Annotated in this window: 15 protein-coding genes; 7 read left to right on the top strand and 8 right to left on the bottom strand. The window is 73.4% G+C overall.

What is annotated here, in order from left to right:
* Positions 1 to 19: 19 nt before the first annotated feature.
* From ABZ452_RS08960 to ABZ452_RS08935, 6 genes are all read right to left on the bottom strand, one after another.
* Positions 20 to 901, bottom strand: a complete 882-nt coding sequence (locus tag ABZ452_RS08960; protein WP_357940513.1) for a potassium-transporting ATPase subunit C — start codon at positions 899 to 901, stop codon at positions 20 to 22.
* Positions 901 to 3,093, bottom strand: a complete 2,193-nt coding sequence (gene kdpB / locus ABZ452_RS08955) for a potassium-transporting ATPase subunit KdpB (RefSeq protein ID WP_357940511.1) — start codon at positions 3,091 to 3,093, stop codon at positions 901 to 903. The genes ABZ452_RS08960 and kdpB overlap by 1 nt, the downstream gene beginning before the upstream one ends.
* A gap of 20 nt (positions 3,094 to 3,113) precedes the next feature.
* Positions 3,114 to 4,769, bottom strand: coding sequence for a potassium-transporting ATPase subunit KdpA (kdpA, locus tag ABZ452_RS08950; RefSeq protein ID WP_357940509.1), 1,656 nt, complete (start codon positions 4,767 to 4,769; stop codon positions 3,114 to 3,116).
* A complete protein-coding gene (kdpF, locus tag ABZ452_RS08945) occupies positions 4,769 to 4,858 on the bottom strand; it encodes a K(+)-transporting ATPase subunit F (protein ID WP_357940507.1) in 90 nt (29 codons plus the stop codon). The genes kdpA and kdpF overlap by 1 nt, the downstream gene beginning before the upstream one ends.
* Before the next feature lie 444 nt (positions 4,859 to 5,302).
* Complete coding sequence (locus ABZ452_RS08940) at positions 5,303 to 5,518, bottom strand: hypothetical protein (RefSeq protein WP_357941053.1); 216 nt, start codon at positions 5,516 to 5,518, stop codon at positions 5,303 to 5,305.
* Between the two features lie 65 nt (positions 5,519 to 5,583).
* Positions 5,584 to 6,618, bottom strand: coding sequence for a PHB depolymerase family esterase (locus tag ABZ452_RS08935; RefSeq protein WP_357940505.1), 1,035 nt, complete (start codon positions 6,616 to 6,618; stop codon positions 5,584 to 5,586).
* A gap of 160 nt (positions 6,619 to 6,778) precedes the next feature.
* On the opposite strand from ABZ452_RS08935, the gene ABZ452_RS08930 reads away from it, so the two are divergent.
* The 4 genes from ABZ452_RS08930 to ABZ452_RS08915 all read left to right on the top strand — a co-directional run bounded on the left by ABZ452_RS08930 (position 6,779) and on the right by ABZ452_RS08915 (position 9,496).
* Entirely contained in the window at positions 6,779 to 7,528 is a 750-nt protein-coding gene (locus tag ABZ452_RS08930; RefSeq protein WP_357940503.1) for a DNA-formamidopyrimidine glycosylase family protein, read from the top strand.
* A 130-nt stretch (positions 7,529 to 7,658) separates the two neighbouring features.
* A complete protein-coding gene (locus ABZ452_RS08925) occupies positions 7,659 to 8,414 on the top strand; it encodes a methyltransferase domain-containing protein (RefSeq protein ID WP_357940501.1) in 756 nt (251 codons plus the stop codon).
* 82 nt (positions 8,415 to 8,496) lie between these two features.
* Positions 8,497 to 8,922 (top strand): ATP-binding protein, encoded by a 426-nt coding sequence (locus tag ABZ452_RS08920; RefSeq protein WP_357940499.1) that lies wholly within the window; start codon positions 8,497 to 8,499, stop codon positions 8,920 to 8,922.
* 172 nt (positions 8,923 to 9,094) lie between these two features.
* Entirely contained in the window at positions 9,095 to 9,496 is a 402-nt protein-coding gene (locus ABZ452_RS08915; RefSeq protein ID WP_357940496.1) for a hypothetical protein, read from the top strand.
* A gap of 76 nt (positions 9,497 to 9,572) precedes the next feature.
* Here the strand turns inward: ABZ452_RS08915 and ABZ452_RS08910 are convergent, their stop codons facing one another.
* Entirely contained in the window at positions 9,573 to 10,553 is a 981-nt protein-coding gene (locus tag ABZ452_RS08910) for an aldo/keto reductase (RefSeq protein WP_357940494.1), read from the bottom strand.
* A gap of 40 nt (positions 10,554 to 10,593) precedes the next feature.
* Entirely contained in the window at positions 10,594 to 11,433 is an 840-nt protein-coding gene (locus ABZ452_RS08905; protein ID WP_357940492.1) for a DUF3152 domain-containing protein, read from the bottom strand.
* A gap of 165 nt (positions 11,434 to 11,598) precedes the next feature.
* On the opposite strand from ABZ452_RS08905, the gene ABZ452_RS08900 reads away from it, so the two are divergent.
* From ABZ452_RS08900 to ABZ452_RS08890, 3 genes are all read left to right on the top strand, one after another.
* Complete coding sequence (locus ABZ452_RS08900; RefSeq protein WP_357940490.1) at positions 11,599 to 12,792, top strand: DUF2786 domain-containing protein; 1,194 nt, start codon at positions 11,599 to 11,601, stop codon at positions 12,790 to 12,792.
* Between the two features lie 103 nt (positions 12,793 to 12,895).
* Positions 12,896 to 13,258: a YciI family protein gene (locus tag ABZ452_RS08895; RefSeq protein ID WP_357941051.1), complete on the top strand. Its 363-nt coding sequence runs from the start codon at positions 12,896 to 12,898 to the stop codon at positions 13,256 to 13,258.
* Positions 13,255 to 14,499 carry a sigma-70 family RNA polymerase sigma factor gene (locus ABZ452_RS08890; RefSeq protein WP_357940488.1) on the top strand — a complete coding sequence of 415 codons (1,245 nt, stop codon included), beginning with the start codon at positions 13,255 to 13,257 and terminating at the stop codon, positions 14,497 to 14,499. Before ABZ452_RS08895 ends, ABZ452_RS08890 begins: the two co-directional genes overlap by 4 nt.
* Positions 14,500 to 14,522: the final 23 nt, after the last annotated feature.

The following is a 14,522-nucleotide window of genomic DNA, read 5'->3' as shown; positions in this document are numbered from 1 at the left end:
CTCTCGACGAGCCGAACGGTCAGCGCGCCGGGAACGTCCGGTCGAGCGCGAGGTTGAGTTCCAGGACGTTCACGCCGGGCTCGCCCATGAAGCCGAGCGACCGGCCGGTGGTGTGCTCCGCGACCAGCCGGCGGATCGCCGCCGGGTCGGCGCCGCGCTCGCGCGCCACCCGGCCCACCTGGATCTCCGCGTACGCCGGGGAGATGTGCGGGTCGAGGCCGCTGCCGCTCGCCGTGACCGCGTCGGCCGGTACGGCCGGCTTCGCCGGCGCGTCCCCCCGGACCGGGGTGACGACGCCGCCCTCGGCCACGTAGTCGTGGCCGGGCTGGGCGGGCTCCACCGGGACGCCCTGCCAGGTCGCCACGAAGGGCGTCGCCGGCGCGGCCTGGTTGACGCTGACGACCCGGGTGACCGGGCCGGTCAGCCCGCCGGCGCGGAACACGGCCAGCACCGCGCCGACCCCGTCGGGCGTGCAGTAGGGCCGCCGCCCGTCGACGCCGTCGAGCTCGCCGACCGCCCTGCTGCGGGAGCAGACCTGGGTGAGCAGGCTCTGCGTGGAGTCGCCGGGGTCGGCGGCGATGGTGTCGACCACGCTCTCCGGGCCGAGGTTGCTGGCCGAGGTGGCGGTGGGGTCGTAGCCGTCGCCGGCCGCCGACGGCCGGGACTGGAAGTAGCGCGGCACGGGGTTGCCGTCCGCATCGGTGAAGGACTGGCCGATGAGTGAGCTGCCCACGGTCCTGCCGCTCACGGTCACGAGCGAGCCGTCGGCGCGGCCGTCGAGGCCGGGGATCCGGCCGGCGGCGACCAGGGCCAGCGGGTACGCGAGGCCGAGCAGGACGGTGAACACGAGCAGCGCGCGGAGGGCGGCCAGGTGTTGGGCGAGCCAGGTAGGGAGGCGCATCACGAGATCCCCGGAATGAACTGGATGAGCAGGTCGATGAGTTTGATGCCGACGAACGGCACGATGATGCCGCCGAGGCCGTAGAGCCAGAGGTTGCGGCTGAGCAGCTTCGACGCGCTCGCCGGCCGGTAGCGCACGCCGCGCAGGGCCAGCGGGATGAGCGCGACGATGACGATCGCGTTGAAGATGACCGCGGCGAGGATCGCCGACTCCGGGCTGGACAGCCGCATGACGTTCAGCGTGTCCAGGCTCGGGTAGATGCCGGCGAACATCGCCGGGATGATCGCGAAGTACTTGGCGATGTCGTTGGCGATCGAGAAGGTGGTCAGCGCGCCGCGGGTGATCAGCAACTGCTTGCCGATCTCCACGATCTCGATGAGCTTCGTCGGGTCGGAGTCGAGGTCGACCATGTTGCCGGCCTCCTTGGCGGCCGACGTGCCGGTGTTCATGGCCACGCCGACGTCGGCCTGGGCGAGGGCCGGCGCGTCGTTGGTGCCGTCGCCGGTCATGGCGACCAGCCGGCCGCCCTGCTGTTCCTTCCTGATCAGCGCGAGCTTGTCCTCGGGGGTGGCCTCGGCGAGGAAGTCGTCCACGCCGGCCTCGTCCGCGATGGCCCGCGCGGTACGCGGATTGTCGCCCGTGATCATCACGGTGCGGATGCCCATCCGGCGCATCTCGTCGAAGCGCGCGCGCATGCCGGCCTTGACCACGTCCTTGAGGTGGATGACACCGAGGGCGCGGGCCGGCTCGCCGTCGACGTGCTCGGCGACCACCAGCGGGGTGCCGCCGGTGCCGCTGATCCCGTCGACCAGTTCGCCCACCTGCTCGGTCGGGTGGCCGCCGTTCTCGCGTACCCACTTCATCACCGCGGCGGCGGCGCCCTTGCGGATCCGGCGGACGCCGCCGCCGGGGCTGTCCGGGCCCAGGTCGACGCCGCTCATCCGGGTCTGCGCCGTGAACGGCACGAAGGTGGCGTGCGGGATGAGTCCCGGTTCGCGCTCGCGGAGCCCGAACTCGTTCTTGGCGAGCACCACGACGGAACGGCCCTCGGGGGTCTCGTCGGCGAGGCTGGACAGTTGCGCGGCGTCGGCGACCTCGGCGGCGGTCACCCCCTCGACCGGGAGGAACTCGGCGGCCTGCCGGTTGCCCAGGGTGATCGTGCCCGTCTTGTCCAGCAGCAGGGTGTTCACGTCGCCGGCCGCCTCGACGGCCCGGCCACTCATGGCCAGGACGTTGCGCTGCACCAGGCGGTCCATGCCGGCGATGCCGATGGCCGACAGCAACGCCCCGATGGTGGTGGGGATGAGGCAGACCAGCAGCGACACCAGCACCACGCCGCTGACACCGGCATCGGTGATCGCGCCGGTGTCGGGGGCGGCCGCCTGGTAGCCCTTGGCGAAGATCGCCAGCGGCTGGAGGGTCACCACGGCCAGCAGGAAGATGATCGTGAGCGCGGCGAGCAGGATGTTCAGCGCGATCTCGTTCGGGGTCTTCTGCCGGTTGGCGCCCTCGACCAGGGCGATCATCCGGTCGATGAAGCTCTCGCCCGGCTTCTGGGTGATCCGCACGATGATCCGGTCGGAGAGCACCCGGGTGCCACCGGTGACCGCGCTGCGGTCGCCGCCGGACTCCCGGATGACGGGCGCGGACTCGCCGGTGATCGCCGACTCGTCGACGCTCGCGATGCCCTCGACCACGTCCCCGTCGCCGGGGATGATGTTGCCGGCCTCGACCAGGACGATGTCGCCCTGCCGGAGTTGCGGCGCGGGGACCGCCTCGTCGCGGTAGGCGTTCGCCGCCGCACCGGGCGTCCAGCCGACGAGGCGGGTGGCGACGGTGTCCTGCTTCGCCTGCCGCAGGGCGGCGGCCTGGGCCTTGCCCCGGCCCTCGGCGACCGCCTCGGCCAGGTTCGCGAAGACCACGGTGAGCCACAGCCAGACGGTGATCGCCCACGCGAAGACCGACGGGTCGGCGACCGCCAGGGCGGTGGTGAAGACGGCGCCGATCTCCACGATGAGCATCACCGGGTTGCGCCAGAGGGTGCGGGGGTCGAGCTTGCGCAGCGCGTCCGGCAGCGACCGGATCAGCTGCTTGGGGTCCAGCAACCCCCCGCCGACCCGGTTGCCGTGGCGGGCGGGGGTGCCGGCCACCGGCTCCTCGCCGGTGCCGGATGTCACGGGCGTGACGGACATGTCCTCGTTCCTCATGGTGGTCACAGCCCCTCAGCGAGGGGGCCGAGCGCGAGTGCGGGAAGGAAGGTCAGCGCCACGAGGACCACCGTGACGCCGACGACCATCCCGACGAAGAGCGGTCGGTGGGTCGGCAGGGTGCCCTCGGACGCGGGAGTGGGCTGCTGTCGGGCCAGCGAACCGGCCAGGGCGAGCACGAAGATGATCGGCAGGAACCGGCCGAGCAGCATGCAGAGCCCGAGCGCGGTGTCCCACCACGTGGTGTTCACGGTGATGCCGGCGAACGCGGATCCGTTGTTGTTGGCGGCCGAGGTGAAGGCGTACAGCACCTCGGAGAGGCCGTGCGGGCCGACGTTGAGCGCGGTGGCGTTGTTGCCGGTGGCGAACGCCGCCGCCGTGCCGGCCAGCACCAGCGCCGGAGTGATCAGGAAGTAGAGCGAGGCGAGCTTGATCTCGCGCGAACCGATCTTCTTGCCGATGTACTCCGGCGTCCGGCCGACCATCAGGCCGGCGACGAACACCGTGATCACCGCCAGGATCAGCAGGCCGTAGAGGCCGGAGCCGACGCCGCCGGGCGCGACCTCGCCGAGCATCATGTTGCCCAGCGTCATCATCCCGCCCAGCGCGGTGTACGAGTCGTGGAACGAGTTGACCGCTCCGGTCGAGGTGAGGGTGGTGGCGGCGGCGAAGGTCGCGGAGTTCGACACGTCGAACCGGACCTCCTTGCCCTCCAGTGCCGCACCGACGGCCTGCGGGACGGTGCCGTGCCCGGCCAGCTCGAAGACGTTGGTCAGGGTGACGCTGGCCAGCGCGAGGATGGCCATGACCGCGGCGATCGCGTAGCCCTGCCGGTTCTGGCCGACCATCCGGCCGAAGACCCGGGGCAGGCTGAACGGGATGAGCAGGATCAGGAAGATCTGCAGCCAGTTCGTCCAGGCCGTCGGGTTCTCGAACGGGTGGGCGCTGTTGACGTTGTAGAAGCCGCCACCGTTGGTGCCCAGCTCCTTGATCACTTCCTGGCCGGCCACCGGGCCACCGGTCAGGTGCTGTGTCCCACCGGTCAGCGTGGTGACGTCGGTGCCGCCGGAGAGGTTCTGCACCACGCCGCCGATCATCAGCGCGAGCGCGCCGAGCACGGCGACGGGCAACAGGACCCGCAGGGTGATCCGGGTCAGGTCCACCCAGAAGTTGCCCAGCCCGCCGGTGCGGCTGCGGGCGAACCCGCGGATCAGGGCCACCGCCACGGCGATGCCGACCGCGGCGGAGACGAAGTTCTGCACGGCCAGGCCGGCCATCTGCACGAGATGACCCATGGTCGACTCACCCGAGTACGACTGCCAGTTCGTGTTGGTCACGAAGGACACGGCGGTGTTCCAGGCGCCGTGCGGCACCACGGGGTCGAAGCCCAGCGAGAGCCAGAGCCGGTCCTGCACCCGCTGGAACAGGTAGAGGAACAGGATCGAGACGGCCGAGAAGGCCAGCACGCTGCGGGCGTACACGCCCCAGGTCTGCTCGGCGGCCGGGTTGACGCCGACCAGTCGGAAGATCCCACGCTCGACGCGGGACTGCCGGCTGCCGGACACCACCCGGTACATGTGGTCACCGAACGGCTTGTGAACGGCGACCAGCGCCGCCACCAGGGACAGCAGGAAGATGACACCGGCTGTTGTCATGGTCATCAGAAGCGCTCCGGGAACAGCAGGGCGACGACCAGGAAAAGGCCCAGGCCGATCGCCAACACCAGGCCGGCGGCGTTCACCGCGCTCACAGCTTCTCCACACCCCTCACCACGAGGGCGAGCGCCGCGAACAGCACCACCGTCACCAGCACGAACACCACGTCAGACACGGCTGACTCCTCTTACCGGACGTTGTCGGGCGACCGCCTTCGGGTCGCGCCGAGCCATCACAACGCCGGATCGAGCGCGCGGACAGGGGCTATAACGCGACCGTGACGGCCGCGGCCGGTTTCTTGACGCGCCTTTCACGCGGAGCGCACCGCGGGTGAGCCGGGTCACCCGGCGCGAGAGTCAGCGGTCCGTGTCGAACGGCGGCGACCAGGGCTTCGGCCACGTCGCGCCGTGCGGGGAAATGCCGTCCGTGCGATGTCCGGCATGGTGGCCGGTGGGACGGTGGAGAGCTACGGGAGGTCGCCGCGTCACTGGTCGACGGCGCGGTGAACGGGCCGGGGGACTGACCGGCCCGTCAGGGTCTCAGCGACGCACCTCGCGCCAGCCGGTGCCGCTGCCGCGCCACGCCCCGGCCAGGATGCTCGCCGAGCCCCGGCTCGGGCACTCCTGGATCTTCGACCGGCCGGCGGTGCCGCCGATCTGGGCCTGCACCTCCCAGCGCTGCCCGTCGGTGCGGATGTAGACGTCACGACGCCCACGAGGGGCGGTGACCCCGTTCCACCAGTGCTCCTCGACCATCACGTGGTGACGGTATCGCAGGAGCCGACCGGCCCGCACCTGCCGGTACGGGCCGGATTCCCGGCTCAGCCGTCGAGGCGGCGGACCATGTTCATGATCGTCTCGACCTGGGCGCCGCCCTTGATCGGATAGTTCGTCGCGCCGAGGTAGCCCCACCAGTCCCAGCAGCCGTTCGGGTTCACCCCGCTGGAGATCGCCTGCGGATAGAGCACGATGAGCCGGTTGGTGTCGGCGTACTGGTTGAGGTTGGCCCGGTCGACGAAGGCGGTGCCGACCCTGGCGTACCCCTGGGCGCAGCCGTGCAGGGCGACAAGCAGTCGGCAGGTGGTGCCGGCGGCGCAGGCGCTCGGCACGTAGGCGAAGCCGTTGGCGTCCATGCTCAGCCCGTTGGCCCAGCCGTTGGTGGCGAAGGTGTCCTGACCGAAACGGATCAGGGTGCCGCCCAGCGGGCCGGTGTTCGGCGCGGAGACCGAGCCGAGCAGCTTGCCGAGGAAGGCACCCTGCGGGTCGGTGCCGCAGTCGGCGAGGAACGGCGAGGCGGTGGCCGTGCAGCCGACCGTGCCGTACGGGGTGACCCAGGAGTGGCCGGCCGCGCTGCCGGAGTCGTAGCGGACGCTCGCCCCGAAGTCCTGGTAGTAGCGGACCAGGTCGTCGGTGACCGACTTCTTCACCGTGCTGTCGTTGCCGCCGTGGTAGACGTACACCGGCTGGCCGGCGAGGTTGCCGGTGCCGTCCACCCAGCCGTAGGACGCCCAGGTGCGGGTGTAGCTCTCCAGCGTGGCGACGTGGGTCGGGTAGAGGTTGTCGCCGCAGCCGTAGAGCGCCTGGGCGACGTTGTTCTGGGCGCAGTAGTAGGGGCCGGCCGCGAAGATCGCGGCGCCCCGGATCCCCGCCGAGTAGGCGACCTGGAGCTGGGTGGCCAGGTAGCCACCGGAGGAGACCCCGGCGACGTACACGGCGGAGATCGGGTAGGTGCGCAGCGAGCCGGCGACCGGGGTCTTGGTGTAGGGCGTGCTCGCGGCCCGGGCGGCGACGCCGCCGGGCAGGATCAGGAGGAGGGCCGCGGCGAGGGTGGTGGCGGCTTTCCACGGTGTCTTCATGGCGTTCTCCCGTCGGAGCGCCGGCGGGACGGCCGGCGTGCCGGCACGCTAACGTGACATAGACCACAGCAGATATCCGCGCGGCCGACACCTGCGGGACGGCGAGGGTGTGGCCGGCCCACGGTCGTTTCCGCCCCGGCCGGTCGGGTACGTGCCGGACATGCCCGAGGGCCACCTCATCCACCGGTACGCGCGGGAGCAGCACGACGCGCTGGCCGGGCGTGACGTCACACTCTCCAGCCCCCAGGGCCGCTTCGACCCGGCCCCGTACGCGGGCCGCCCGCTGCGGGCGGTCGAGGCGGACGGCAAGCACCTGCTCTACCACTTCCCCGACGCGCCCGCCCTGCACGTCCACCTCGGCATGCGCGGCCTGTTCCTGCGCTACGACGACCCGGCCGCGCCGCCCCGCCCCGGCACCCGGCTGCGGCTGGCCGGCCCGACCGTCGCGTACGACCTCATCGCACCCATCCGCTGCGAGCCACTGCCGGCGGACGCGGAGCGCGCCCTGCGGGCCTCCCTCGGGCCGGACCCGCTGCGCGCCGACGCCGACCCGGCCGAGGCGGTCCGGCGGCTCACCGCGACCGGCGCGCCCGTGGGCGCGGCGCTGCTCGACCAGGCCGTCTGGGCCGGCATCGGCAACGCGTGGCGGGCCGAACTGCTCTTCCTGGCCGGGCTCGACCCGGACGCCCGGACGGTCGGCGCACCGGCGGCGGAGCGGCTGTGGCGCCTCGCCGTCGTTCACCTCGCGCTCGGCCGGGACCTGGGCCAGGTGGTCAGCGACCCGGCCGCGCCGGACGAGCGGTGGGTGTACAAGCGGGAGCGCTGCCGCCGCTGCGGCAGCCCGGTGCGGACCTGGCAGGTGGGCGGCCGGACCGCGTACGCCTGCCCGGTGGACCAACCGGCCGGTTAATTCGGTTGGCGGCCGGCAGGCTGGTGACTAGCCTCGCGGCCAACGTCACTCCGACTGCCTGAAGAGGGTGTTTTGGTGCCCGTGCCGAGCGATTCCCGCCTCGTTCCGACCTCCGCACCCTTCCCTTGGAGTGACCGCTTTGGATCTGCCACGTAGCTTCACCATCCGCGAGGGCGACCTCCGGATCCTCAACCCGTTCGACGACGCCAAGCTCGCCACCCTGGGCCGGGCGATCAAGCTCCGGCCCGGCACGTCGATCCTCGACCTGTGCAGCGGCAAGGGCGAGCTGCTCTGCACCTGGGCCCGGGACCACGGCGTCACCGGCACCGGGGTGGACATCAGCACCGCCTTCACCGCCGCCGCCCGGGCGCGCGCCGCCGAGCTGGGCGTCGCCGACCGGGTCCGGTTCGTGCACGGCGACGCCGCCACACACGTACCGGAGCAGCGCGTCGACCTGGCCGCCTGCGTCGGGGCGACCTGGATCGGCGGGGGTGTCCCCGGCACCCTGGAGATCCTGGAGCGCGGCCTGCGCCCCGGCGGGATGGTCCTGGTGGGCGAGCCGTACTGGCGGCTCGACCCGCCCGACGAGGAGACCGTGGCCGCCTGCCACGCCCGCTCCCGCGACGAGTTCCGGGACCTGCCCGGGCTGGTCGGGCTCTTCGGTGAGTGTGGCTGGGACCTGGTCGAGATGGTCCTCGCCGACCAGCACAGCTGGGACCGGTACGCCGCCGCGCACTGGCTCAACCTGCGCCGCTGGCTCGACGCGAACCCCGACGACGAGCTGGCCGGGGAGCTGCGCCGGGAGCTGACCGAGGAGCCGCTGCGGCACGTCCGCTACCAGCGCGAGTACCTGGGCTGGGGCGTCTTCGCCCTGCTCCGCCGCTGAGCGGCCGGGCCGGCTCCCGGGTGTGATCCGGGAGCCGGCCCGGGCCGGCTTAGCGAGCGGCTACGCAGGGTAAGGCCTGTTCATGGGACAGCTGCGAACCTCACCGCCGCCGCCGCAGGCCGCCGAGCTGGAGCAGTGGGTGCTCGCCACGGCCGAGGAACTGCGCGCCCTGCGGGCCTCGCTGCGCGAGGCGCTGACCCGGCACGGCCTGGTCCAGGGCGAGGATCTCGACGAGGTGCCCCACCTCGTGGTGCTCGTCGCCACCGAACTGGCGACCAACGCGCTGCGGCACGGCCGGCCGCCGACGATCGTCACCCTGCTCGCGGCCGACGACTGCTTCCTGCTCGACGTGGCCGACCACGACCTCAGCACCGTCCCGGGGCAGGGCGACATCCACCCGCTCGACTCGGGCGGGCGCGGGCTGATGCTGGCCGAGTCGGTCTCGCTCGCGGTCGGCTGGTACGCCACCGACGACACCAAGAACATCTGGGCCTCGTTCCCCCGCTGACCCGTCACAAATTGCTTAACAAATTGTTCTCCGCTTGCTGTGATCTGCTTTACACCGTCCGCAGTGGACGACTCGTAGGGTCCTTTTCGCACCGCCCGGGAGAAACCCTCCCGCCGGTCGTCCCGAGAAACCGCGGGAGATCCCCGCGACTATTCGCAAAGGACCTGAACAGATGCGCAAGCTCACGCGACCCCTCGTCCTGGCCGGCATCGCCGGGGCCCTGCTCGCCCCGTCCGCCGCCCACGCCGCGACCCCGGAGCCGACCACCGCGCTGCTGGGCACGTACGCCTTCGGCCGCGCTTCGGTCATCGGCGAGGCCGGCCGGACCGCCGGCGCCTGGGAGTCGTTCTCGGTGCGGTCGGGCTTCGCCGGCGACGACCTGATCGTCACCTACCGGCCCCGCACCGAGGCGTTCCCGGCGGAGCAGCAGGTCTACACCGCCGCCTTCGACCAGGTGTCCGACGCCCAGGCCGAATGCCGGCAGGTCGGCGCCGAAGGAGTCGCGCGCCGGGTCTGGGTGTCGTTCCGCTGCCGGACCGGCTTCGCCCCCAGTTACACCCTGTTTGTGCGCTGACGCCGCGGGCGTCGAATTCCTTCCGGCATTTTCGCCGGCCCGGCGAATTGCGCCGGAAAATCATTCCGAGGACCGGCTACTGGAACCCCGCCACCGGGTGCGGGACGTAGGGCGCCTCCAGGGCGGCCACCTCCTCGTCGGTCAGTTGCAGTTCCAGCGCGGCCACCGCGTCGGTCAGGTGGTGCGGCTTGGTCGCACCCACGATCGGCGCGGTGACCGCCGGGTTGCGGGCCACCCAGGCCAACGCCACCTGGGCCCGGGGCACGCCGCGCGCCGCCGCGATCCCGGCCACGGCGTCGACCACCGCCCGGTCGTTCTCCTCGGTACGCCCGTACAGCGCGCGGCCGAACTCGTCGGTCTCCGCCCGCGCGGTGCGCTCCCCCCAGTCCCGGGTGAGCCGGCCCCGGGCCAGCGGGCTCCACGGGATGACCGCGACGCCCTGGTCGAGGCAGAGCGGGAGCATCTCCCGCTCCTCCTCGCGGTAGAGCAGGTTGTAGTGGTTCTGCATCGAGACGAACCGGGTCCAGCCGTGCCGCTCGGCGGCCCAGAGCGCCTTGGCGAACTGCCACGCGTACATCGAGGAGGCGCCGAGGTAGCGGACCTTGCCGGCCCGGACCAGGTCGTGCAGTGCCTCCAGGGTCTCCTCGATCGGCGTGCCCGGGTCGAGCCGGTGGATCTGGTAGAGGTCGACGTAGTCGGTGCCCAGCCGGCGCAGGCTCGCGTCGATCTCACTCATGATGTGCTTGCGGGACAGCCCGCCCCGGTTCGGCCCGGGGCCCATCCGGCCGTGCACCTTCGTGGCGATCACCACCTCGTCGCGGCGGGCGAAGTCCCTCAGCGCCCGGCCGACGATCTCCTCGCTGGTGCCGTCGGAGTAGACGTTGGCGGTGTCGAAGAAGGTGACCCCCAACTCCAGCGCCTGCTGGATGAAGGGGCGGCTCTCCTGCTCCGACAGCGACCAGGGATGCCCGCCGCGGTTGGGCTCGCCGTAGCTCATGCAGCCCAGGCAGAGCCGGGACACCTCCAGGCCGGTGGACCCGAACTTCACGTACTCCATGGGGTCCATCTCACCACCGGCGGGCGCGCGCCGCAGGCCGTCAGTCCTCGGCCGGGATCGGGTCGTCGTACTGGCCGGAGGGGCCGCTGTGCAGCTCGCCGTCCACCCGGGGCCAGGCGTTCGGGGTGCAGCCGTGCAGGCCGAGCGTCTGCTGTTCCATGACCGGCGCCGGGCCGCCGGCCCGGGGGCACAGTTCGTGGCCCCGGCCGAGCCGGTGCCCGACCTCGTGGTTGAGCAGGTACTGCCGGTAGAGGCCCAGGTCGGGGAACTGCGGCACGCCGCGCACCCAGCGGGCCACGTTGATCACCACCTGGTCGCCGTTGCGGCAGGAGGTGTAGTGGTCGGTGGTGTCGGCGCAGAGCCGGCCCCGCGTCACCGGCGTGGTCAGCTGCACCGTGAAGTCGGCCGGATCGTCGCGCCCCACCCGCTGCAGCCGCCACCGGCCGCCACCGGTCCAGCCGCGCGGATCGGCCAGCGTCGCCGCCACCTCCCGCGCGAAGCGCTCCACGTCGAGGTTGCCGATGCCGTCCTCCACGGCGACCCGGTAACGGAGCAGCTCACCACCTCGACCCGCCACCGCGCCGACGCCGGTGGCGGTGCGGAACCGGCCCGTACCCCGGTCCGGATAGCTGATGCCCGGCGGCACCCGGCCGGCGGCCGGGACCGGCGGCGCGGCGGGCGTGGTCACCGCCGGGCGGGCGGGCCCGGCGGCCGGCGCGGCGGGCCGCACGCCGGCCGCGACCAGCAGGTCCGGGTGACGTCGGGCCGCGTACCCGGCGAGGCCGGCCGCGACCAGCAGCACCACCAGGGTCAGGGTGCCGGCGCGGGACGCCCGCCGCCGTCGGTGCAGACCCCGGTCCCGCCTGCCCCGCCCGCCCACGTCGATCTCCGTCCGCCGCGCCCGCCCCGATCCGGTCAGGAGTACGGACGCCGGGCCCGGACGGATGAACGGTGAGCGCGGTCACCGGCCGGAGGCGTTCCCGCGCCGGTACCGTTCGTTGCCGGGTGCGCGACCCGCCGCCTGCCGCCAGAGAGGGAGCCACCCGTGCCGGATGCCGATCAGGCGCTCGCCGACGCCCTCGCGGCGGCCCGCGGCACCGACGTACGCGCGGCCGAGCGGGCCCTGGACCGGCTGGTCGTCGGCGACCCGCCGGACGTGGACGCGGCGCTCCTCACCCGGCTGACGCGCGGCGTGGCGCGGCTCTGGTCGCGCGGCTGGCAGCCCGTGGACCTGGAGCGGCTCGCCACCCGCCGGCTGACCCCGCGGGGCGCCCGGCTGCTCCGGGACGTGCTGGCCGCGCAGCGGCGCGCCATGCCCGACCCGGTCCCCTCCTGGTTCGACGACCAGCTCGCCGAGCTGGGCGCCCGGTGGGACGGCGATCCGGGCTGGCTGGACCGGCGCGCCGAAGGCGACCGGATCAGCGCGCTGCGGGACGCCGTCGACGCGCTCGCCCTGGTGGCGGGGTTGCCGCCGATCGCGGTGCTGCGCCCGCCGCCGGGCGGACCGGCCGCCGCCGCGCACGCCGCCGCCCCGGCGACCGGTTCACGGATGCTGGACCGGGTACGCGCGCTGCTGGCCAAGGCCGAGTCGACCACGTTCCCCGCCGAGGCGGAGGCGCTCACCGGCAAGGCGCAGGAGCTGATGGCCCGGCACAGCATCGACGCCGCCCTGCTCGACGCCGCCGCCGAGCGACCCGACCGGCCCGGCGGCGTACGGCTCGGCACCGACGCCCCGTACGCCGCGGCGAAGGCGCTGCTCATCCAGGAGGTGGCGGCGGCCAACCGCTGCGAGTCCATCTGGTCCGACGACCTCGGCTTCGCCACCGTGCTCGGCTTCCCGGCCGACCTGGCCGCGGTCGAACTGCTGCACACCTCGCTGCTGGTGCAGGCCACCGCCGCGATGCTGCGTGGCCGGGGCGAGCGCCGCAAGGGCAGCGGCCGGCGTACCAAGGGCTACGACGAGTCCTTCCTCAACGCGTTCGCGCTGCGGATCGGGGAGCGCCTGCGGTCGGCCACCGCGGCGGCGGCCGAGGAGCGGGCCGACGACCGGCTGCTCCCGGTGCTCGCCGCCCGCTCGGACGCGGTCCGGGAACGGGTCGACCAGCTCTTCCCCGGCGTCACCCGGCACCGGCTCCAGGTCCGCGACGCGGAGGGCTGGACCTCGGGCACCACGGCCGCCGACCGGGCCTCCCTCGACGCCGGCGTCCCGACGCGCCGCCCGTTGCGCGGAGGTCGCTGACTTTTCCTCGGGGAAGATGTCGGATCAGACGAACCCGCTCCGACCTGTCTGCGAGAGGCGCCACCGCCGGTGGCCCGAACCCGAGGAGTGCACCGTGAAGTACATGCTGCTGATCTGGAACCGGCCCGGCTTCGTCGAGGAGCTGTCCGAGGAGGAGCGGAACGCGATCTTCGGCGAGGTCGACGTGATCATGAAGGAGCTGACCGAGTCCGGTGAGCTGGTCGGCGGGGAGGCGCTGGCCCACCCGGCGCAGACCCGCACCGTCCGGGCCGCCGCCGGCGGCGGCACCGAGGTCACCGACGGGCCGTTCCTGGAGAGCAAGGAGCAGTTCGCCGGCTACCTGACGGTCGACTGCGAGACCCCGGAACGGGCCGCCGAGATCGCCGCGCGCTGGCCGGACGTCGCGCACGGAGTCGGCGTGCTGGAGGTGCGGCCGGTGATGGAGCAGGCCGGGACGGAGATGTGACCGACCGGGCGGTCGAGGACCTGCTGCGCGCCCTCGCGCCGCAGGTCCTCGGCGTGCTCGTCCGCCGGCACGGCCAGTTCTACGCCTGCGAGGACGCCGTCCAGGAGGCGCTGCTCGCCGCGGCGAGCCAGTGGCCCGCCCAGGGCGTGCCCGACCATCCCCGCTCGTGGCTGGTCACCGTGGCGACCCGCCGGCTCACCGACGAGTGGCGCAGCGAACGGGCCCGCCGGGACCGTGAGGTCGCCGTCGCGGTCCGGGAACCGGCGTACGCGGCGAACGCCCCGGCCGCCGACGAGGAACCGCCGGGCGAGGACGACACCCTGAAGCTGCTCTTCCTCTGCTGCCATCCGGCGCTCACGGTCAGCGCCCAGGTGGCGCTCACCCTGCGGGCCGTCGGCGGGTTGAGCACCGCCGAGATCGCCCGGGCGTACCTGGTGCCGGAGGCCACCATGAGCCAGCGGATCCGCCGGGCCAAGCAGCGGATCGAGGCGGCCGGAGCCCGGTTCGCCATGCCCTCGGTGGCCGACCGCGACGCGCGGCTGCACGCCGTGCTGCACGTCCTCTACCTGGTCTTCAACGAGGGATACACCGCCTCCAGCGGGGCCGAGCTGCACCGGGCCGAGCTGACCGGCGAGGCGATCCGGCTGGCGCGGGAGCTGCGCCGGCTGCTCCCCGACGACGGCGAGGTGGCCGGGCTGCTGGCCCTCATGCTGCTCACCGAGGCGCACCGGGCGGCGCGTACCGGCCCGGGCGGTGAGCTGGTGCCGCTGGCCGAGCAGGACCGCACCCGCTGGGACCGGGCCGGGATCGACGAGGGGGTCGCCCTGGTCACCGAGGCGCTGACCTGGTCGGCCCCCGGCCCGTACCAGGTGCAGGCCGCCATCGCGGCGGTGCACGCCGAGGCGTCCACCGCGGCCGACACCGACTGGCCGCAGATCGTCGCGCTCTACCGGGTGCTGGCCCGGCTCGCGCCGAACCCGATGGTCACCCTCAACCAGGCTGCCGCGGTGGCCATGGTGGACGGGCCGCGGGCCGGGCTCGCCCTGCTGGCGCCGCTGGACGCCGACGAGCGGACCGCCGGCCACCACCGGCTCGCCGCCGTCCGCGCCCACCTTCTCGAACTGGCCGGCGACCGGGAGGCCGCCCGCACCGCCTACCTGGCTGCCGCCCGCGCCACCGTCAGCCTGCCCGAGCGGCACTACCTGGAGGTACGCGCAGCCCGGCTGGCCGGCGACCGATGAGTTCCGCCGGCCCGGAGGGTCCA

Origin of the sequence: Micromonospora sp. NPDC005707 (assembly GCF_040631005.1) — a bacterium.
GTDB lineage: Bacteria > Actinomycetota > Actinomycetes > Mycobacteriales > Micromonosporaceae > Micromonospora.
Note: the sequence above shows the minus strand (reverse complement) of the source record. Positions and strands in the feature narration are given on the sequence as shown.